The organism is Dermacoccus sp. Tok2021 (genome assembly GCF_019895135.1).
Taxonomy (GTDB): Bacteria; Actinomycetota; Actinomycetes; order Actinomycetales; family Dermatophilaceae; genus Dermacoccus; species Dermacoccus abyssi.
Map to the genome: position 1 here is coordinate 12,557 of NZ_JAGTHU010000021.1, position 20,343 is coordinate 32,899.

Sequence of the window (20,343 nt, forward strand, 5' to 3'; positions counted from 1 at the left end):
GGCGTCTCAGCGCAGGAGCACGACCGAGTCCGTCGGGATGACGACGCTCGAGCCGCTGCCGTCGCGGCCTTCACGCACGTCGACCGTGTGCCAGGCCGCGACGACCTCGCCCGCTTCGGTGACGGGCTCGTCGCTGAGGTTGACGACCACACGAAGGTCGCCTCGGTGGACAACGACGACGCTGCTCGAACCCTTCCCGCGGCGCTCCACCCGCGTCGTGCCGAGATCGTCGGCGGCGAGCGCCTGCTCGTCACGGCGCAGGCGGATGAGGGTGCGGTACCAGTCGAGCAGGAGCGCAGACTCCCCCTCGGTGTCGTCGAGTTCGCTCCAGTCGAGGGTCGAGTTGGTGAACGTCGACTCCTCCTGCGGGTCGGGCACCTCGTCGCCCCATCCGTGCGCGGCGAACTCCTCGGCGCGACCGCGCGACGTCGCCGCGGCGATCTCGGGGTCGTCGTGGTCGGTGAAGAACTGCCACGGCGTGCGAGCGCCGTACTCCTCCCCCATGAACAGCATGGGGGTGTAGGGCGAAGACAGCAGAAGCGCTGCACCACAAGCCAACCGACCGACGGAGAGCAGGTGCGACAAACGATCGCCGGAGGCGCGGTTACCGACCTGATCGTGCGTCTGCAGCGATGCGACGTAGCGCCAGCCGGGCGTCTGCGCGGGGTCCACGGGGCGCCCGTGACGGCGCCCGCGGAAGCTGGAGTACGTGCCGTCGTGGAAGAACGGCGTCGTGAAGACCTTTGCGAGCGCCTCCGGATCGGCGAAGTCCTCGTAGTAGCCCTGGGTCTCGCCCGTGAGCAGCACGTGCAGGGCGTGGTGGATGTCGTCGGCCCACTGGCCCGTGAGGCCCAGGCCGGAGGAGCCACCGTCGGCCACGGCGATTTCGCCGGTCACCGGCTCGCGCCGGCGCGGCGTCACAGTGGCGGGGTCGTTGCGGTCGGACTCGGCCACGACGACGACGCGGCGTCCGAGGCGCTCGGCTGCGGCTTCGAGGTTGGCGACGATCTCCTCGAGGATGTGCACGGCCGACTCGTCGACGAGCGCGTGCACGGCGTCGAGGCGGAAGGCGTCGACGTGGAAGCGCTCGAACCACATGAGCGCGTTCTCGATGATGAAGCGACGCACCTCGTCGCTGTTCGGGCCGTCGAGGTTGATGGCCGTGCCCCACGGGGACTGGCGGGCCTCGTTGTAGATCGGCATGAAGACCGGCAGGTAGTTGCCGTTCGGCCCGAGGTGGTTGTAGACGACGTCGAGGCACACGGCGAGGCCCTTGGCGTGGCACGCGTCGACGAACGCCTGGAACGCCTGCGGGCCGCCGTAGGCGCTGCTCGTGGCGTACCAGTTGACGCCGTCGTAACCCCAGTTCCAGCGGCCCGGAACGGCATTCACCGGCAGGATCTCGACGTGCGTCACGCCGAGGTCGACGAGGTGGTCGAGGCGAGCAGCCGCCGCCTCGAACGTGCCCTCCTCGGTGAACGTGCCGATGTGCAGTTCGTAGAAGACAGCGCCCTCGAGACCGTTGCCGCCGGCGCGCGTGTGGTGGCCCTGCCACTCGGCGTCGCTCCACTCGTACTCACCGAGGTCGACGACCTGGCTCGGGCCGTGCACGCCCTCGGGCTGCAGCAGGCTGCGCGGATCGGGACGCAGGTCGCCGCCGTCCACGCTGAACGCGTACTCGCTGCCGACGGCGAGCGGCTCGCGCGAGTGCCACCAGCCGTCGTCACCGGAGCGCATGAGGGAACGTACGCCGTCGGCCACGAGGTGGACGCTACGCTCGGCGTTGGGCGCCCAGACCGAGATGGTCTGCGCCGACCCGGTGAAGTCGGGCGATGCGTAGGTGGTCATCGTCATCACTTCTCCTGCACGAGCACGTGCACGTGCCCGAACTCGTGGGGTTCGAGGTCGCCCAGACGCAGCGCTTGGCCGTCCGTGACGACGACGCGCTGACCGCTGAAGGCGTGACGCCACGTGCCCGCCGAGAGGGGCACGTCCGCGTCGGCGAGCGTGTTGTCGCGCAAGGCGCGCGAGGCCGCGCGCACCCCGACCACCGCAACGGCGAACGGGGCGCCGTGCTCGGCATGTTCGAAGGCGTGGTCCGTCGCGTCCGCCTTGGCTCCCTTGTAGCGGTTCACCAGACGCTGGACGCTGCGTCCGGCGTCGGACACGCGTCGACCCGCGTCCGCGAGGTGACGGCGCGCGACCGAGCCGGCCGGCAGCGCACGCTCGAAGGCAACGACGAACTCGTTGTGGGATTCGAGCGGCCTGTAGGTCGAGCCGGGGTTCGCAGGGTCGCGCACATCGGCCGCGAGGCACTGCGCCACGAGGCGCGGACGCGAACCCGGCACCTCGAGGCGGCGCTCGAGCTCGGCGTAGTCGACGCTGCGACGGTTGTCGGGGTCGACGAGGCTGAGCGTCGGGCGTTCGCTGCCCTGATAGGTGTCGGGCACGCCCGGCAGGAACAGTTCGAGCACCTTCTGCGAGTCACCGGTGAGGCGGATGGCCTCGGCGTTGTCGCGACGCGCGGCGAGGATGCGCTCGCGCAGATCGGCGGCGAGGGTCGACTTCGCATCCGCTGACGCCGCAGCTTCGCCCTGCTTGTCGTTCGCCGGCGCGTCGAGCACGAGGCGGGCGAGGCCGAGCACCTGCTCCTCGTACGTCTCGTCACCGTCGATCCAGGCGGTGAACACCTTGGCCTCGCGCAGCGCCTTCGTCAGGTAGTCGTCGAGGCGCTGGGCGTCGATGCCGAGGTCGTGCGAGCCGTCGTCGTCGACACCGAAGGCCGTGGAGAACCCGGCGATCGTCTGCCACACGAGGTGGGCCGCTCCCCTGTCGACGCCCGCGGCGTCGGCGAGCGCGAAGGCGGCCTCGGAGCACTCGCGCCACGCGTCGGTGTCGCCGGCGAGGGCGAGCAGTGCGGCTCGGACGTCCTCGCTGCGCTTCGTGTCGTGCGTCGAGAGCGTCGTCATCGTGCGCGGCCACTGCTTGGCGTTGTGCTGCGCCCACGCGTGGAGGCGGTGCGGGCCCGCGTCGGTGAGCACCGCAGGGTCGCCACCCACCTCGTTGAGCGCGGTGAGCGTGTGCCAGCGGTAGAAGAGGGTGTCCTCGATCGACTTCGCCATGACCGGGCCCCACGTCTGCTGGAGACGGACGGCGAAGTCGGCCGACGAACTCTCGGTGTCGACGAACTCGTCGGCCCCGGCCGTCGGGCGCACGAGCGCGATGGGCTTGAGGGCGTCGATCTCCGTCACGAGATCGGGACGGCTCTCGCGCGCTGCCGCGAGGGCGTCGTCGAGGTGGGCCTTCGCCCGTGCGTCCATACGCTCACCCGGCACGAGGTAGGCGCGGTACACCGGCGCGGCGACGAGCAGTTCGACGATGGCGGCGCGCAGACGAGCGCGCTCGAGGTCGGGGCGCACCTCGCTCGCGCGGCGGGTGAGCCGCTCGACCTCCGCCACCAGGCCGTTCTCGACGACGAAACGCTTCGCGTCGGCCGCTGCCTCGTGGACGTCGTGGGCGTCGCCCTCGGCGAGGGCTCGCTGCCACACCTCGTCGAGAACGGGTGCCGCCGCGTCGTCCACGAGCGCTGCCGTGATCGCCGCCATCGCGTCGTAACCGGTCGTGCCCGCGCATGCCCAGTCCTTCGGCAGGTCCTCCCCCGGCTCGAGGATCTTCTCGACCCAGATCGGGGTGTCCTTGCGGCACTCCTTCGCGAGGCGCGCGAGGTAACCGCGCGGGTCGGCGAGGCCGTCGGGGTGGTCGATGCGGAAACCGTCGATGTGGCCGGCGTGGTGGAGCTCGAGCAGCAACGCGTGGGTGGCGTCGAAGACCTCGGCCACCTCGACACGCACGGCGATGAGCTCGTTCACCTCGAAGAAGCGGCGGTAGTTGAGCACCGTGTCGCGCTCGCGCCAGAAGGCCAGGCGGTAGTGCTGGGCGTCGAGGAGGGAGCGCAGTTCGTCGCCCGTCGGTTCCTCCGAGACACCGTCGAGGGTGCCGGCCGCGACGGGGAAGTCGTGCTCGTAGTACCGGACGACCGGCTCGTCGCCGCTGCGGTCGAGCGTGACGGCGCCGTCGGCGATCTCCTGCTCGAGCGAGTTGCCGAGGATCGGGACGCCGAGCTTGCCGTCACCGGCCGCCCAGTCGACATCGAACCAGTGTGCCGTCGGGGCGTCCTGGCCGCCCTTGAGCAGCGCCCACAGCGGGCGGTTGCCCGACTCGGGCGCGACGAAGGCCATGTGGTTGGGCACGACGTCGACGATGACGCCCAGGCCCATCTCGTGTGCGGCGTCGGCGAAGGCGACGAAGGCCTCCCGCCCACCGATCTCGGGGTTGACGCGCGTGTGGTCGAGGACGTCGTAGCCGTGCACCGAGCCGGGCACCGCCGCGAGGATCGGCGAGCAGTAGGCGTGGGAGATGCCCAGCTTCTTGAGGTAGGGCAGCTGGGCCCGAGCGTCGTCGAGGGTGAAGTCGGCGTGCAGTTGGAACCGGTAGGTGGACGTCACAGGCACACTCATGCCCTTAGCCCACCATCAAACGGGACGAAAATCGAGTCCGCCCACCCTCCGGCGTCAGCTGATCGTGACCTTGGTTCGCCGTACCCCGCGCGTCAGGGCGTAACCCACGAGCAGGGCGAGCAACCAGAGGCCTCCGACGAGGGCGGCGTCACGCATGTCGGGCACCTTGAACGCAGTGGCCATGACGGCCAGGATCCCGGCGATGCCGACCCCCGCGACAGCCGCGCCGCCAGGCAGGTGGACGCTGCCGTGCACGTCGCCCGTCCGACGGAACACGATGTAGCTCGCGAGGGCGAGCAGCCACGTGATGAGCACGGAGAACGTGGCGATGGAGACGAGCTTCGTGAACGCCTCGGCCACACCCGTCTCGGCGAGCCACACGGCGAGGAGCAGCCCCAGCGCCGAGACGAGCGTCGCCACGATGGGTGCGCCCTTGATGTTTGTGCGAGCGAGGAAGGCCGGCGCGAGGCGGTCGACGGCGAGCGAGTGGACGAGGCGGCCCGCGCCGTAGAGCTGCGCGTTGCCGGTCGACAGAGCTGCGACGAGGATGACGAAGTTCATCACGCCCGCGGCCGCCGGGGTGCCGACGGCGTCGAAAGCGCGCACGAACGGGCTGGCCTCGAGACCCTTGGCCGAGGCGGTCGCCGTCCAGGCGTTGAGCGTGACGATGAGCAGCACGGCGACGACGTAGAACAGGCCGAGGCGCGCGACGAGGGCACGCATCGCGGTGCGGACGCTGCGGCGCGGGTTCTCGGCCTCGGCGGCGGCGATCGGGATGACCTCGACGCCGACGAAGGCGAACATCACGATGGCCATCGACAGCCAGATCGACTCGAGCCCGTTGGGCAGGAAGCCGCCGTGCTCGGTGAGGTTGCCCCAGCCCGTGGCCGCGCGGCCCGGCGCGCCGAAGAGGACGAGCACGAGACCGATGAGGATGAAGGCGATGAGCGCCGTCACCTTGAGCGTGGAGAACGCCGCTTCGGCGCGGCCGAAGGAGCCGACCGACAGAAGGTTGATGACGACGATCGTCAGCCCGACGAGCGCGACGAAGACGACGAGCGGCACGTCGGGCCACCAGTACGTGAGGTAGGCGCCCGCGGCGACCACCTCACCGCCGAGGGCGATGACGCTGGCCGCCCAGTAGCACCAGCGCGAGACGAAGCCGGCCCATTCGCCGAGGTAGCGACCGGCAGCCGCGCCGAAGCTGCCCGGTTCGGGCCGCGCCGTCGCCATTTCGGCCATGGCGAGGCCGATGACGGCGATGAGCAGGGCGCCGAGGGCGTAACTGACGACGGCCGCGGGACCCGCGACACCGATGGCCGCGCCGGATCCGAAGAACAACCCCGTGCCCAGCGCCGACCCGAGGCCGATCATGAGCATCGTGCGGTGGCTCAACGTGCGGGCCAAGCCGCCGGGCTGCGTCATCGAATCCTCCTCGTCGCGTCTGGGCGCGAGCGGGCCGATGGCAGCCGCTCGTCGCCAAAGTTCGAGGATACGCCCGGGTTTCGAGGCAGCTGGTCACGTGTCCGGGTGTGCCGCGTCACCCCCGGTGAGAGCCGGCGCGGGTCGAGACCTCAGCCGTCGAGGCGGTTGAGGCCCACCACGACGACGAGGGGCACGCCGGCCTCGTTCGAGGCCTCCAGATCGACCTCCGCGTCGATGCCCCAGTCGTGGTCGCCGTCGGGGTCGACGATGACCTGGCGCACCTCCCACTTGTCGGGGTGCTCGGTGATGCGCAGCATCTTCGGCCCGCGGGCGTCGGCATCGAGAACGATCTCGTCGTGCTCGTCGTAGTAGGCGCCGAGGTCGGCGTCCCACGCGTCGGCGTCCATGACGATGTCCGTGGCGGGATCGGTGCTCGCCGCGACCGCCTTGTCGAGGGCGGCAAGTCCGTCGACGTCGTCCTTGGCGGCGAGCTCGACGCGCCGGAACATCGCCTTGCGGATGGCCACCTTCATGGCGCGCGGGTTCGCCGTGAGCGGGCGCGGCTTGAGCGCCTTCTCCGCCGTGACGGGCCCGTCGCTCGGGTGCGTGAGCGCCTCCCACTCGTCGAGCAGGCTCGAGTCGGTCTGGCGGATGACTTCGCCGAGCCACTCGATGAGGTCGGCCAGTTCCTCGGTTTTCTTCGACTCCGGCACGGTCTGACGCAGCGTGCGGTAGGCGTCGGTGAGGTAGCGCAGCACGACGCCCTCGCTGCGCGCGAGGTCGTAGTAGCGGATGAGATCGCCGAAGCTCCACGCGTTCTCGTACATCTCACGCACGACGGACTTGGGCGACAGCTCGTACATCGAGACCATCGGCTGCGTCTGCGCGTACGTCTCGAACGCGGCTTCGAGGAAGTCGGCCAGCGGCTTCGGCCACGTGACGTCCTCGAGGCGCTCCATGCGTTCCTCGTACTCGATGCCTTCGGCCTTCATCTCGGCCACGGCAGCGCCGCGCGCCTTGAACTGCTGCTGCATGAGCACCGGGCGCGGGTCGTCGAGGATCGACTCGATGACACTCACGACGTCGACGGCGTAGTCCTGCGCGAGCGTCGTGCGCGCCGGAGCGTCGGACGGCTCGGCGTCACCGCGAGCAGGCGCTGCCTCGTCGGGGTCGAGCATGTCGAGCACCGCGAGCGCGAACGGCGCGAGGGGCTGGTTGAGCGCGAAGTTGTCCTGCAGGTCCACCGTGAGATCGACCTGGCGTCCGTCGGCCTGCGGCTCGTCGAGGCGACGCACGACGCCCGCAGCGAGCATCTCCCGGTAAAGGCCGATGGCCTGCTTGGCCAGGCGGGTCTGCTTCTTCGCGTCCTCGTGGTTGTCGCGCACGAGGTCGCGCACGGCAACGAACGGGTCGCCTTCGCGCGCAATGAGATTGAGCAGGATCGAGTGCGTGACGCGCATGCGCGACACGAGCGGCTCGGGCTCGCTGGCGACGATCTTGTCGAACGTCTCCTCGCTCCAGTTGACGAAGCCCTCGGGCGGCTTCTTGCGCTGCACCTTCTTGAGCTTCTTCGGGTCGTCGCCGGCCCTCGCGAGGTTGCGCGTGTTCTCGATGACGTGCTCGGGCGCCTGGACGACGACCGAACCGCTCGTGTCGAAGCCCGCCCGCCCGGCGCGCCCCGCGATCTGGTGGAACTCGCGCGACTTGAGCACACGCTGACGGGTGCCGTCGAACTTCGTCAGGCCCGAAAGGACGACGGTGCGGATGGGCACGTTGATGCCGACACCGAGCGTGTCGGTGCCGCAGATCACCTTGAGGAGGCCCGCCTGGGCGAGCGTCTCGACGAGGCGGCGGTACTTGGGCAGCATGCCGGCGTGGTGCACGCCGATGCCGTGGCGCACGAGACGGCTGAGGGTCTTGCCGAACCCCGAGGAGAAACGGAAGTCGCCGATCATCTCGGCGATCTTGTCGCGATCCTCGCGGCTCGCGACCTTGAGCGACATGAGCGCCTGCGCGTTCTCCAGAGCCTGGGCCTGCGTGAAGAACACAACGTAGACGGGCGCCTGACGCGTTTCGAGCAGTTCCTCGATGGTCTCGTTGAGCGGCGTCGTCGACCAGGAGTAGCTGAGCGGAACGGGACGTTCGGCGCCCGCGACGGTGACCGACTCGCGGCCCGTGCGACGCGTCATGTCCGTCTCGAACCGCGTGACGTCGCCGAGGGTTGCCGACATGAGGAGGAACTGCGCCTGCGGCAACTCGAGCAGCGGCACCTGCCACGCCCAGCCGCGGTCGCCCTCGGAGTAGAAGTGGAACTCGTCCATGATGACGAGCCCGACGTCGGCGGTCTTGCCCTCGCGCAGCGCGATGTTGGCGAGGATCTCGGCGGTGCAGCAGATGATCGGAGCGTCCGGGTTCACGGACGCATCACCGGTGAGCATGCCGACGTGCTCGGCGCCGAAGATCTCACACAGCGCGAAGAACTTCTCACTCACGAGCGCCTTGATGGGCGCGGTGTAGAAGCTGACGCGGTCGTCGGCGAGCGCCGCGAAGTGCGCAGCCGTGGCGACCATCGACTTACCTGAGCCTGTGGGGGTGGCGAGGATGACGTTCTTGCCGTCGAGCACCTCGATGATGGCCTCTTCCTGGTGGGGGTAGAGGCTCAGGCCGCGATCGCCCACCCAGGCGCCGAACGCCTCGTAGACGCGGTCGGCGTCCGGTGTCTTGGGTAGACGCTGGGTGAGGGTCTTGACCTTCGGGTTCGCTTCGCGGGCGGCCGCGTCGGCCTGGGCCGCGAAGTCTCCGGCGAAATCCTCGTGGCCGGGTGTGACCGCCTCGCCGGCGGTGCCGGAGGCATCGGAAGAATCGTTCACCGGATCACCAGATGTGACGCTGGCCGGGCAACAGGCGCAGCTCGCCGAAGTCGAAGGTGCGCTTGCGGGCCTTGCCCTTCGAGAGCACGGGCGCGAGCACCATGAGCTGGATCTGCTCGGCGTGCTCGAGGTCGACGCGCACCGCGTCACCGAACTGCGGCACGACGACCTGCAGGACGATGGCCGTGGCGCGCTGCGCCACCGTGCGGTTCTCGTTCTCCGCGCGCACCTTGAGCAGGCGGCGCAGTTCGGCGAGCACCGCCTCTGGCTCTGGCTGCTCGCCGAGCGCAGCCGGGTCGGCGAAGACGATGTCGACGTCGGGCGCCTTCACACCGCTGCTCGCGGCGGTGGGCTCGCCGTCGGCGTCGACCGTGGGTTCGCCGTCGACCGACATGGCGAAGGGGTAGAACTCGCCGTTCTTCTCGAGGTGTTCCATCGCCGCGCCGAGGGCTGCGGAGAGCAGCTCGTCGAGGTCGGCCTGAGCCTGCGGAGAGGCCTCGTCACGCCATGTCGTCGTCATGTTTCCAGCCAATCACAAGGCACCGACAAGGCCGAATCCGCGCGGATCTCGCGTTCGGCGCGACCTCAGCGGGTCGTGGTGGAATAGCGCCCATGCTCTTCCTCGACGCAGACCGCATCTTCTCCGTCATGTCGCCGGCCGACGCCGTGAACGCGCTCAGCTCGGCGCTCGTCGCGGGCTTCGACCCGGCCGACGACCTCTCGCGCGTCGTCAACCCGATCGACAAGGGGCAGCTGCTCCTCATGCCGTCGGAGGTGGGCACCGGCATCGGCATCAAGGTGATGACGCTCGGGCGCGACAACCCCGAACGCGGCCTGCCCGTCATCCAGGGCAGCTACCTCATGTTCGATGGCGACACCCTCGCGCCGACCGCCGTCCTCGACGGCGCCGCCCTCACGACGCTGCGCACCCCGGCCGTCTCCGTTGCCGGCATCCGCCCGGCGCTCGAGCGCTTCGACGGCCCGCTGCGTCTCGTCGTGTTCGGCACCGGCCCGCAGGGCACGTCGCACGTCGACACCCTCGCCGATGTCGTCTCGGAGCCGTTCGCCGACGTCACCTTCGTCAGCCGCACCCCCGAGAACGTGGGCGACGACGTCATCTCACGTGGCTCGGTCGTCGCCGCCGGTAGCCCCGAGTTGGACGCCGTTCTCTCCCGAGCCGACGTCGTCGTGTGCGCCACCCCTGCCGAGGAACCGCTCTTCTCCGCCGACGCCGTGTGCCGCGACGTCGTCGTGATCGCCATGGGCTCGCACTCCCCCGACGCTCGCGAGGTGCCGGGCGCTCTCATGGACCGCGCGCAGGTCGTCGTCGAGGACGTGGAGACCGCCCTGCGCGAGGCAGGCGACGTCGTGCTCGCCATCGCCGACGGCGATCTCTCGCGCGACGACCTGCTCCTCATGAAGGACGTCGTGCGCGGCGACGCGGAACTCGACCCGGGCCGTCCGCTCGTCTTCAAGACGGTTGGGATGCCGTGGGAGGATCTCGCGGTCGCCCAGGTCGTTCTGGAGCGCGCCACGCGCTGAGCCCGCTTTCTGACGTGCAGTGAAACGTCAGGTCGATCCGCCACCATGGGGGCGAGCGGGCCCGTCCCGCGCACCGAGCCGAGGAGGAAACGTGCCGGCGACTCGCGCATCACAGACCCGCTGGGTGACGGTCGTCGCCATCACGCTTCTCGTGCTCTCGCTGCCGTTCATCGCAGCGAAGGCGTACGTCGCGCTCAAGCCGGAGCCGCGTCCTCCGTCGTCCTTCGACAACCCGATCGGCCCGCTCGACGCCCGCATGGTGCCGAACGGCTGGGCGCCCTACATCGAGGCGGCGTCTCGTGAATCCGGCGTTCCCGCACCGGTTCTCGCGGCTCAGTTGGAAGCGGAGTCCAAGTGGGACCCGCAGGCTCGCTCGTCCGTCGGCGCGCAGGGTCTGGCGCAGTTCATGCCCGACACGTGGGAGACCTACGGCCGTGGCGGTGACGTCTACGACCCGAAGGACGCCATCGCCGCGCAGGGGCGGTTCATGAAACATCTGCTCGAGCAGTCGCGAAACTCCGGTTACGACCGCCACCCGTACGAGCTCGCGCTCGCCGGCTACAACGCCGGCTTCGGAGCCGTGCAGAAATTCAAGGACATCCCTCCGTACCCGGAGACGGAGGACTACGTCGTCAGAATCCGGGATCGCACCGCGCACTACGCGCAACGGCTGGCAACGCCGTCGGGTGGGTCGTCCGCCGGAACGTCCTCCGGGAGCGCTCAGGCGTTGCCCGTTCGGCGCGAGGGTTCCTGAGGACCGACGGATGTCGCTGCGCTCACCTCGCCAGGGCGAGCCAGAGCAGGGCGCGCACGTCAGGATCTTCGAGGTCGAGCCCCATCGCCTCCTGAGGCCGCCGCACCCGCGAGGACACCGTGTGCCGGTGGACCTTCAGCTCCCGCGCCGTCGCATCGAACGACCCACCGTGACGCAGGAAGGCCGTCACCGTGACGCGTAGAGACTCCGATCCGTCGTCGCTGAGCCGCTGGAGCACCGGCCCCGCCCACGCGTCGACGGCGCGCTCTATCGCGGGTTGGGCCAGAACGACGTCAAGGGCTGCCTCGCCGTCGACAACAGACACTCCGCGGCGCCGCGCGGCTCGCGCGGCAGAACGCGCGCGCTCGAGCGCCCCCGCGGCGTCACCGCCCAACCCCGCATGCCCGAGGTGACTCTCGGGCACTGTGATCGGCTTCGGAGCGACGGCAACGAGTTCGTCGCCGTCAATGCGGAAGATGGCGTTGGCCTCGGCCGACGCCCGTTCGGCCTGTGCTCGCCACACGTCGGGCCGCGCCGTCGCGGTGGGGTAGGCGACGAGGGTGACAGCCGTGTCCGGAGGCAGGCCGAAGTGGGTCAACTCCCCGGGGGAGTCGCGGCCCTCCTCGAGCTGGTGGAGCAACGCCCTGCCCAGGTCGTCACGGAGCTGCGTCAGCCGTTGCGGCGTTTCCATGAGCAGCGACAGGCACGAGACGACGTGTTGGAGCGCGAACCGCTCCGAGGGCCCGAGCGGCGGCGTCGACGCCGTGGCCAACCATCCGTGCTCGTGGGCCTGACCGATGAGGGGGTGCACCTCCACGTCGTCGGCGCTGAGCACACGACGACCACGCGCGAGGCGCCCGCAGCCTGCAGGTGGAAAAGTTCGTCGACAACTGGCCCCTCGCCGACGGCCGCGCCGTCCGCGGTGAGCACCACGACGGGGCGCTCGAGGAACGTTCGGGCCGCACTGACCACCGCCTCGGCGCCGTCACGCAGTGCGACGCGTGTCAGACGACGCTGGAACTCCACCGTGTGACGCAGCGCGCGCCGTTCCGCTTCGGCCAGGTGATCCGCGCCGACGCGCACGATGCTGACGAAGGGGGTGGGCTCGGGCACCACGAGCAGCGGAAGTCCGAACTCGACACAGGCTAGGGCCACCGCGTCCGGCACGGTGTCGTGCCCGACACCCACGCCGAAGCCGAGCGCACCGACGTCGTGAGCTGCAAGTCGCTGGACGTACGCGCGGCACTCGTCGTGCTCCGCAGGAAGCCGTTGCCCCGTGGTGAGGACGAGTTCACCGCCGCTGAGGTACGGCGTGGGGTCCAGGAGCTCGATGCCGTGCACCCACGTCAACGGTGTCGGCATCGCCGTTCATCAGCCGCAGACGCAGCTCGTCCCGCCCGAGCAGGGCGCGCAGCGTGAGTTTCATCGGGCTCCTCCCCTCGGGCGCCATCGCGAGTATCCATTGTGTCGAACAAGAACGTCCGGACACGCCAACTCGTCCAGTTACATGCGCAGCCGGCCCTGCATACCGTGGCACGTAAGGCCGTTGCGGCTCACTCAGGCAACGAAGGACGTCAGCATGACTCAGTTCGACCTTCCCGGATCGCCGGGCGGGGCGCGTCACACCGCCCGTCTCGAAGCAGGAGCATCCGCCGCGAGCGACACGAGCTTCGACCCGCGCACCGGGGCTTCCAACGGCGCGATCGCACACACGTCGGCCGCGCAGGTGGAGCAGGTCGTCGCCGCTGCCGGGGCTGTCGCGGAGCGCTTCGCGCAGACCTCGCCCGCCGAGCGGCGCGAGATGTTGCGAGCCGTGGCCGACGCCGTCGACGCCTCCGCAGCCGAGCTCGTGTGGCTCGCCGACCGCGAGACCGGGCTCGGCGAGACCCGCCTCAAGAGCGAGGTCGCGCGCCTCGCGTCCCAGCTGCGCTTCTACGCCGACGTGTGCGCCGAAGGTTCGTGGCTGCGCGCCACCCTCGACGAGGCCGGCGACGCCTCGTCCAGCCTCGCCCGCGTTCAAGTGCCCCTCGGGCCCGTCGCGGTCTTCGGCGCGAGCAACTTCCCGTTCGCCTTCGGCGTCCTGGGCAACGACACCGCATCGGCCCTCGCAGCAGGTTGCCCTGTCGTCGCGAAGGCGCACCCCGCCCACCCCATGCTCAGTGTGCGACTCGGTGAGATCGCCACGTCCGCCCTTGCGTCAGCCGGCGCGGCCGCAGGCGTGTTCGACGTCGTCGTCGGCTTCGAGGCCGGCAAGCAGCTCGTGCTCGATCCCCACGTTCGTGCCGTCGGGTTCACCGGTTCGCAGAACGGCGGCCTCGCCCTGTGGCGACTGGCCAACGAGCGTCGCGAGGTCATTCCCGTCTTCGCCGAGATGGGCACCGTCAACCCCGTCGTCGTGACGACGGATGCCGCAACCGACCCCCAGCGCGTGGCCACCGGCTTCGTCTCGTCGATGACGCTCGGGGCCGGCCAGTTCTGCACCAAGCCTGGCCTCCTCCTCGCACCGGAGGGCGCCGGCCTGGCGGACGCGCTCGGCGCTGCGGTGTCCGCTACGCAGGTTCACCCCATGCTCACGGCAGCGATGGCCGCTGGGGTCTCGCGTGGTGTCGAGGCCTACGAGGCCGCCGGCGGCCAGGTCATCGGGACGGGCTGCGGCGCGAGCGCCGGGTGGTCCGCCGCGCCCACCGTCGTGCACGTTCCCGCCGAGCTGTTCACCCGCGAGAGCGTCTTCGCCGAGGAGTGCTTCGGCCCCGTTGGCCTCGTCGTCGAGTACACCGACCGCGCCCACCTCGAAAGCCTGCTCGCGCAGCTGCAGGGCAGCCTCGTCGCCACCGTGGCGAGCAGCGGCCCGCACGACCCGGAGACGGCGGACCTCGTAGCGCTCCTCGCCCGATCCGTGGGCCGCGTGACGGTCGACGACTGGCCCACCGGCGTCGCGTGGACGTGGGCACAGCAGCACGGCGGACCTTGGCCCGCGACGAGCGCCCCGGCGTCGACGTCCGTGGGCGCCGCTGCTCTCGACCGCTTCACGCGGCCGGTCACCTTCCAGAACCTGCCCGACAGCGCGCTTCCTCCGGCCCTGCGCCACGACAACCCCTGGGGCCTGCCGCGACGGATCAACGGACGGATGAACTGATGAACGAACACTTCCCCGCCACCCCGAGCTCGAGCGGAACGCCGCTCGACGGCATCAAGGTCGCCGACTTCAGCCGCGTTCTCGCCGGCCCCTTGACGACCATGACGCTGGCCGACCTCGGCGCCCAGGTGCTCAAGATCGAACGCCCCGGTGTCGGCGACGACACCCGCCACTGGGGTCCGCCGTGGACGACGCACGGCTCCTCCTACTTCGAGAGCGTCAATCGCACCAAGCGCTCCATCGGCCTGGATCTCAAGGACCCCGAGGACCTCGCCGTCGCTCGCGAGATCGCCGCGGAGGCGGACGTCGTCGTCGAGAACCTCAAGTCCGGCACGATGGCGCGCCTCGGCCTCGGCTACGAGGATCTTGCCGAAGCCAACCCGGGGCTCGTCTACTGCTCCATCACCGGCTTCGGCTCGGGCGAAGGCGCCTCGATGGCCGGGTACGACTTCCTCGTCCAGGCCGTCGGCGGCCTCATGAGCATCACGGGCGACGCCGAGGGCGAGCCCATGAAGGTCGGCGTCGCCCTCGTCGACGTGCTCACCGGCAAGGACGCCGTCATCGGCATCCTCGCGGCGCTCACCGAGCGCAGCCGCAGCGGTCGCGGCCAGCACCTCGAGGTGACGCTGCTCACGAGCCTGCTCGGCTCGCTCGTCAACCAGTCGTCGTCCTACCTCGCGACGGGCCGCAGCCCGGCGCGCATGGGCAACGCGCACCCCTCCATCGCGCCGTACGAACTCCTGCAAACCGGCGACGGCCCGCTCGCTGTCGCCTGCGGCAACGACGGTCAGTTCGCCCGGCTCACCGAGGTGCTCGGCGTGCCGCAGCTGGCAACCGACGAGCGGTTCGCGACGAATCCCGAGCGCGTTGCCCACCGTGACGACCTCGTCCGCGAGTTGGAGGCCGCGCTGGCCACCGCGTCGGCCGACGAGTGGTCTGCCCGCCTCGGCGAGGTCTGGGTTCCGGCCGGCGTCGTCGGCGACATCGCGTCGGCGATCGACCTGGCCGAGCGCCTCGGCCTCGAGCCGACGCTCGACCTCGGCCCGGAACACCCGCGCCAGGTTCGACACCCGATCACCTACTCGCGCAGCAGGACCCAACCTGCGACGCCACCACCCGACCTGCCCCAGCGCACGAACGACGACCACGACGAAAAGGAAGCCTGATGTCCACTGCCACGAAGATGCCCCCGCTCAACCCGCGCGATCTGGCAGGCATCGACGACCTGCTGAGCGACGAGTAGAAGGCGATCCGCGCGACGGTTCGCACCGTCTGCGAAACGACGGTCGACCCGTATGTCGCGGAATGGTTCGAAGCGGGTGAGCTCACGGACGTGCGCGAACTGGCACGCGAGTTCGGCCGCAACGGCTTCCTCGGCATGAGCGCCACCGCCTACGGCCTGGCCTGCCTCGAGCTTGAGGCGTCGGACTCCGGCATCCGTTCGCTCGTCTCCGTCCAGGGCTCCCTCGCGATGTTCGCGATCTACCGCTGGGGCAGCGAGGAGCAGAAGCAGCAGTGGCTGCCGAACATGGCCGCCGGTGAGGCCATCGGCTGCTTCGGCTGACCGAGCCCGACCACGGCTCCGACCCCGCGTCGATGCGCACGCGCGCCCGTCGTGACGGCGACGACTGGGTGCTCGACGGCCGCAAGATGTGGATCACGAACGGCTCTGTCGCCGACGTCGCCGTCGTGTGGGCGCAGACCGAGGAAGGCATCCGCGGCTTCGTCGTGCCGACCGACACCCCCGGCTTCTCCGCGAACACGATCAAGCACAAGATGTCGCTGCGCGCGTCCGTGACGAGCGAGCTCGTCCTCGAGGGTGTGCGTCTGCCCGCGGACGCGGTCTTCCCCGAGGTCATCGGCCTCACGGGCCCCCTCTCCTGCCTCAACGAGGCCCGCTACGGCATCGTCTGGGGCGCCATGGGCGCGGCTCGTTCGTCGCTCGAAGCGGCGATCGACTACTCGAAGGAACGCGAGCAGTTCGGCAAGCCGATCGGCGGCTTCCAGCTGACGCAGGCCAAGCTGGCCGACATGGAGCTCGAGTACGTCAAGGGTGTGCTGCTCGCCCTGCACCTGGGGCGCCGCAAGGACGCGGGCACCGTGCGTCCGGAGCAGATCAGCCTCGGCAAGCTCAACAACGTGCGCGAGGCCATGGAGATCTGCCGCACCGCGCGCACCATCCTCGGCGCGAACGGCATCTCCCTGGAGTACCCGGTCATCCGGCACGCGAACAACCTCGAGTCGGTCCTCACCTACGAGGGCACCGTCGAGATGCACACGCTCGTCGTCGGCCAGGCACTCACCGGTCTGCCCGCGTTCCGCTGACGCACGCCGCCCCGGCCGATCTGCACCTGCCCCGCCGTCGTTTCATCCACCGGCGGCGGGGCAACCCGGTAGAAATGGGTGAGCGCGAGAGCCGATCGAGGCCGCCTCACCCACCAGACTGAGACTGATCACATCCCCCACCGAGGAGAATCATGAGCGCCTCGCAGTACGCCGTCACCGACCCGCATGACGGCAACGTCGTCGAGACCTACCCCACCGCCGACGCGTCCGACGTCTCGCGCGCCCTGGACGCCGTGTCGTCCGCGTACAAGAGCTGGTCGCGCACCACGAGCGTCGCCGACCGCGCTGCGCTCATGAAGCGCGCCTCCGAGCTGTTCTCCGAGCGCACCGACGAGCTCGCCGCCATCATCGAGCGCGAGATGGGCAAGCCGACGGCCGAGTGCGTCGAGGAGGTCGAGTTCTCGGCCGCCATTCTCGGCTACTACGCGGACAACGGCACCGAGTTCCTCAAGGACGAGCCGATCGACCTTCTCGACGGCGAGGGCAGCGCCCTCATCCGCCGCTTCCCCATCGGCCCGCTGCTGGGCATCATGCCGTGGAACTTCCCCTACTACCAGGTGGCCCGTTTCGCGGGCCCGAACCTCGTGGCGGGCAACACGATCATCCTCAAGCACGCTCCGCAGTGCCCCGAGTCGGCAGCCGCGATCGCGGAGATCTTCTCCGAGGCCGGGTTCCCCGAGGGCGCCTACGTCAACCTCAACGCCACGAACGAGCAGTGCGCCGACATCATCGCCGACCCGCGCATCCAGGGCGTCTCGCTCACCGGTTCCGAGCGCGCCGGCTCCGCCGTCGCCGAGATCGCCGGACGCAACCTCAAGAAGGTCGTGCTCGAGCTCGGCGGCTCCGACCCGTTCATCCTCCTCAGCACCGACGACATGGACGCCACGGTCCAGGCCGCCGTCGAGGCACGCGCCTACAACACCGGCCAGGCATGCAACGCCGGTAAGCGCTTCATCGTCGCCGACGGCCTCTACGACGAGTTCGTCACCGCCTTCACCGAGAAGATGAAGGAGACCTCGGGCGCCTCCCCGCTGTCGTCCGTCGCCGCGCGCGACAACCTCGCCGCCCAGGTCGACGAGGCCGTCAGTGGCGGCGCCACCTTCGTCGGTTCCGAGAACGACGACGTCGACGCGAACGGCGCCTACTACCCCGCAGGTGTCCTCACGGGCGTCACGAAGGACAACCCGGCCTACTACCAGGAGCTGTTCGGCCCGGTCGCCATGGTCTTCAAGGTCGGCTCCGAGGAGGAGGCCGTCGAACTCGCGAACGACACCCCGTTCGGCCTCGGCTCGTACGTCTTCACCACGGACTCCGAGCAGGCCGAGCGCATCGCCAATCAGCTCGAGGTCGGCATGGTCTTCGTCAACGGCGTCGGTGCCGACGGCGTAGAACTGCCCTTCGGCGGCGTGAAGCGCTCCGGCTTCGGCCGTGAACTCGGCCGCTACGCCATCGAGGAGTTCCTCAACAAGAAGCTCATCCGCGTCATCGAGTGATGTGCATTGCGTGAGATCCCCCGGCTCCGATTCGGCCGGGGGATCTTTCGTTGGTGCGTCGTGGCTTCACCTTCTCGGAATATACCCCCATGGGGTATAAGTTGACGCGAGTGAGGAATGCAGCTCCGCCCGGCGCAGGGGTGCGGGGCGGTGTAGCTCGTGAGGAGGAGTGAATGGAACCCGAGACATCTGGCCACAACGATCACGCAGGACACGGCGACCACTCAGGGCACGGAGGCCACGCGGGCCACGGCGACCACGTCACGATGTTCCGGCGCCTGTTCGCGATCATGAGCGTCGTCGCGATCCCCGTCATCGCGTTCGACCCGATGTTCGCCCACCTCGTGGGTTACTCGCTGCCCGATTCGGGCTGGACGCGCGCGATCGCGCCGGCACTCGGCACCGTGATGTACGTCTGGGGCGGCAAGCCGTTCCTGTCCGGCGCCGTGAGCGAGGTGCGTTCGCGCAAGCCCGGCATGATGCTGCTCATCGCTCTCGCGATCACTGTCGCGTTCGTCTCGTCCTGGGGTGCCAGCCTCGGCGTTCTCGACGACGAGCTGTCGTTCTGGTGGGAACTCGCGCTCCTCGTCGTCATCATGCTGCTCGGCCACTGGGTGGAGATGCGCTCGCTGGCACAGACGTCCTCGGCACTCGAATCCCTCGCCGCGCTCCTGCCGGACGAGGCCGAGAAGGTCGACGGCGACCGCGTCGTCACGGTCTCCCCCGACGACCTCGTCGTCGGTGACGTCGTCATCGTCCGCCCCGGCGCTTCGGTGCCTGCGGACGGGCGCATCGTCGACGGCAGCGCGTCGATGGACGAGTCGATGGTCACCGGCGAGTCCCGCGCGGTGCGGCGCGCGAAGGGCGACACCGTCGTCGCGGGCACCGTGGCCACCGATTCCGGTCTGCGCGTGGAGATCACGGCAACGGGCGACGACACGGCCCTCGCCGGCATCAGCAAGCTCGTGAGCGAGGCGCAGAACTCCTCGTCGCGCGCTCAGCTGCTCGCGGACAAGGCCGCCGCGTGGCTGTTCTGGTACGCCCTCGGCGCGGCCGTTCTCACGGCGATCGTGTGGTTCGTCGCCGACCGTCCCAACGAGGCCGTCATCCGCACCATCACGGTGCTCGTCATCGCGTGCCCGCACGCTCTGGGCCTCGCCATCCCGCTCGTCATCTCGATCGCGACGGAGCGCGCGGCGCGCGCCGGCGTGCTCGTCACCGATCGCCGGGCGCTCGAGTCGATGCGCACCGTCGACACCGTGCTGTTCGACAAGACCGGCACGCTGACGAAGGGTGAACCGACCGTCACGGGCGTGGAAGCGGTCGAGGGCCGCAGCGAGGACGACGTCCTGCGGCTGGCCGCTGCGGCCGAGGCGGACAGCGAGCACCCCCTCGCGCGGGCCATCGTCGCAGCGGCCGACGACCGCGGGCTCGACGTTCCGCGCGGCGGCGACTTCACCTCGTCACCGGCCGTCGGAGTGCGCGCGGACATCGACGGCGCCGTCGTCGAGGTGGGTGGGCCGCACCTCCTCGAACAGAAGGGCGCCCGCGAGCTGCCCGTCGCCGACGAGTGGCGTACCGAGGGCGCGATCATCCTCCACGTCCTCGCAGACGGCGAGATCATCGGCGCACTGAAGTTGGCCGACGCCGTGCGTCCGGAATCCCGCGACGCGATCGATGCCCTTCACGCTCGAGGCGCGCAGGTCGTCATGATCACCGGTGACGCCGAGGCCGTCGCGCACCACGTGGCGGACGAGCTCGGTATTGACCGTGTCTTTGCCGGCGTACGCCCCGAGGACAAGGCTGCGAAGGTCAGCGAACTCCAGGGCGAGGGGCGGAAGGTGGCCATGGTCGGCGACGGCGTCAACGACGCACCGGCTCTCGCGCAGGCCGACGTGGGCATCGCGATCGGCGCGGGAACGGACGTGGCGATCGGGTCGGCGGGCGTCGTGCTCGCGAGTTCCGACCCGCGTTCGGTGCTCTCGGTCATCGAGTTGTCGCGCGCGACGTACCGCAAGATGAAGCAGAACCTGTGGTGGGCCGCCGGCTACAACCTCGTGTCGGTGCCATTGGCTGCGGGCGTGCTCGCACCCGTCGGGTTCGTGCTGCCGATGAGCGTCGGTGCCGTCCTCATGTCTGCCTCGACGGTCGTCGTGGCGCTCAACGCACAGCTGCTTCGCCGACTCGACCTGCGACCGCAAACGTGGGCAGAGCGCTCCCCCGCGGACGACTGATCGTGCCTGCGAGTTGAACGAGCGCG

Annotated in this window: 13 protein-coding genes and 2 pseudogenes; 8 read left to right on the forward strand and 7 right to left on the reverse strand. The window is 70.0% G+C overall.

What is annotated here, in order from left to right:
- Nucleotides 1-6: 6 nt before the first annotated feature.
- The 5 genes from treZ to K9D12_RS11865 all read right to left on the reverse strand — a co-directional run bounded on the left by treZ (nucleotide 7) and on the right by K9D12_RS11865 (nucleotide 9,332).
- Entirely contained in the window at nucleotides 7-1,854 is a 1,848-nt protein-coding gene (gene treZ, locus K9D12_RS11845; RefSeq protein ID WP_225911228.1) for a malto-oligosyltrehalose trehalohydrolase, read from the reverse strand.
- Nucleotides 1,854-4,517: a malto-oligosyltrehalose synthase gene (gene treY, locus K9D12_RS11850; RefSeq protein ID WP_225911229.1), complete on the reverse strand. Its 2,664-nt coding sequence runs from the start codon at nucleotides 4,515-4,517 to the stop codon at nucleotides 1,854-1,856. The genes treZ and treY overlap by 1 nt, the downstream gene beginning before the upstream one ends.
- 54 nt (nucleotides 4,518-4,571) lie before the next feature.
- Entirely contained in the window at nucleotides 4,572-5,942 is a 1,371-nt protein-coding gene (locus tag K9D12_RS11855) for an amino acid permease (protein WP_223060322.1), read from the reverse strand.
- Between the two features lie 149 nt (nucleotides 5,943-6,091).
- Nucleotides 6,092-8,812, reverse strand: coding sequence for a DEAD/DEAH box helicase (locus tag K9D12_RS11860; protein WP_223060323.1), 2,721 nt, complete (start codon nucleotides 8,810-8,812; stop codon nucleotides 6,092-6,094).
- A 4-nt stretch (nucleotides 8,813-8,816) separates the two neighbouring features.
- Nucleotides 8,817-9,332, reverse strand: coding sequence for a hypothetical protein (locus K9D12_RS11865; RefSeq protein WP_129665522.1), 516 nt, complete (start codon nucleotides 9,330-9,332; stop codon nucleotides 8,817-8,819).
- A 92-nt stretch (nucleotides 9,333-9,424) separates the two neighbouring features.
- Here K9D12_RS11865 and K9D12_RS11870 point away from each other — a divergent pair, with 92 nt between their 5' ends.
- Both K9D12_RS11870 and K9D12_RS11875 read left to right on the forward strand, forming a co-directional pair.
- Nucleotides 9,425-10,354: an ornithine cyclodeaminase family protein gene (locus tag K9D12_RS11870; protein WP_225911230.1), complete on the forward strand. Its 930-nt coding sequence runs from the start codon at nucleotides 9,425-9,427 to the stop codon at nucleotides 10,352-10,354.
- A 91-nt stretch (nucleotides 10,355-10,445) separates the two neighbouring features.
- The gene (locus K9D12_RS11875; RefSeq protein WP_223060324.1) at nucleotides 10,446-11,108 is read left to right on the forward strand and encodes a lytic transglycosylase domain-containing protein; all 663 of its coding nucleotides are present in this window, start codon (nucleotides 10,446-10,448) and stop codon (nucleotides 11,106-11,108) included.
- Nucleotides 11,109-11,130: 22 nt separating this feature from the next.
- Here K9D12_RS11875 and K9D12_RS11880 read toward each other — a convergent pair whose 3' ends face one another.
- Entirely contained in the window at nucleotides 11,131-11,925 is a 795-nt protein-coding gene (locus K9D12_RS11880; protein WP_370633505.1) for a helix-turn-helix domain-containing protein, read from the reverse strand.
- A 53-nt stretch (nucleotides 11,926-11,978) separates the two neighbouring features.
- On the opposite strand from K9D12_RS11880, the gene K9D12_RS15100 reads away from it, so the two are divergent.
- Nucleotides 11,979-12,257, forward strand: a complete 279-nt coding sequence (locus K9D12_RS15100; protein WP_047312359.1) for a hypothetical protein — start codon at nucleotides 11,979-11,981, stop codon at nucleotides 12,255-12,257.
- On the opposite strand, the pseudogene K9D12_RS15330 reads toward K9D12_RS15100, so the two are convergent.
- Nucleotides 12,246-12,470, reverse strand: a pseudogene (locus K9D12_RS15330) (PucR family transcriptional regulator ligand-binding domain-containing protein); the annotation flags it as partial. The gene K9D12_RS15100 and the pseudogene K9D12_RS15330 overlap by 12 nt on opposite strands.
- A gap of 217 nt (nucleotides 12,471-12,687) precedes the next feature.
- Between K9D12_RS15330 and K9D12_RS11890 the strand changes: the two are divergent.
- The 5 genes and pseudogenes from K9D12_RS11890 (at nucleotide 12,688) to K9D12_RS11910 (ending at nucleotide 20,317) form a co-directional block, all read left to right on the forward strand.
- Complete coding sequence (locus K9D12_RS11890) at nucleotides 12,688-14,244, forward strand: aldehyde dehydrogenase family protein (protein ID WP_082128873.1); 1,557 nt, start codon at nucleotides 12,688-12,690, stop codon at nucleotides 14,242-14,244.
- Nucleotides 14,244-15,410 (forward strand): CaiB/BaiF CoA-transferase family protein, encoded by a 1,167-nt coding sequence (locus K9D12_RS11895; protein WP_047312360.1) that lies wholly within the window; start codon nucleotides 14,244-14,246, stop codon nucleotides 15,408-15,410. The genes K9D12_RS11890 and K9D12_RS11895 overlap by 1 nt, the downstream gene beginning before the upstream one ends.
- Nucleotides 15,410-16,569, forward strand: a pseudogene (locus K9D12_RS11900) (acyl-CoA dehydrogenase family protein). The gene K9D12_RS11895 and the pseudogene K9D12_RS11900 overlap by 1 nt, the downstream one beginning before the upstream one ends.
- Nucleotides 16,570-16,721: 152 nt before the next feature.
- A complete protein-coding gene (locus K9D12_RS11905) occupies nucleotides 16,722-18,083 on the forward strand; it encodes an NAD-dependent succinate-semialdehyde dehydrogenase (RefSeq protein WP_223060327.1) in 1,362 nt (453 codons plus the stop codon).
- 173 nt (nucleotides 18,084-18,256) lie between these two features.
- Nucleotides 18,257-20,317 carry a heavy metal translocating P-type ATPase gene (locus K9D12_RS11910; RefSeq protein WP_082128874.1) on the forward strand — a complete coding sequence of 687 codons (2,061 nt, stop codon included), beginning with the start codon at nucleotides 18,257-18,259 and terminating at the stop codon, nucleotides 20,315-20,317.
- Nucleotides 20,318-20,343: the final 26 nt, after the last annotated feature.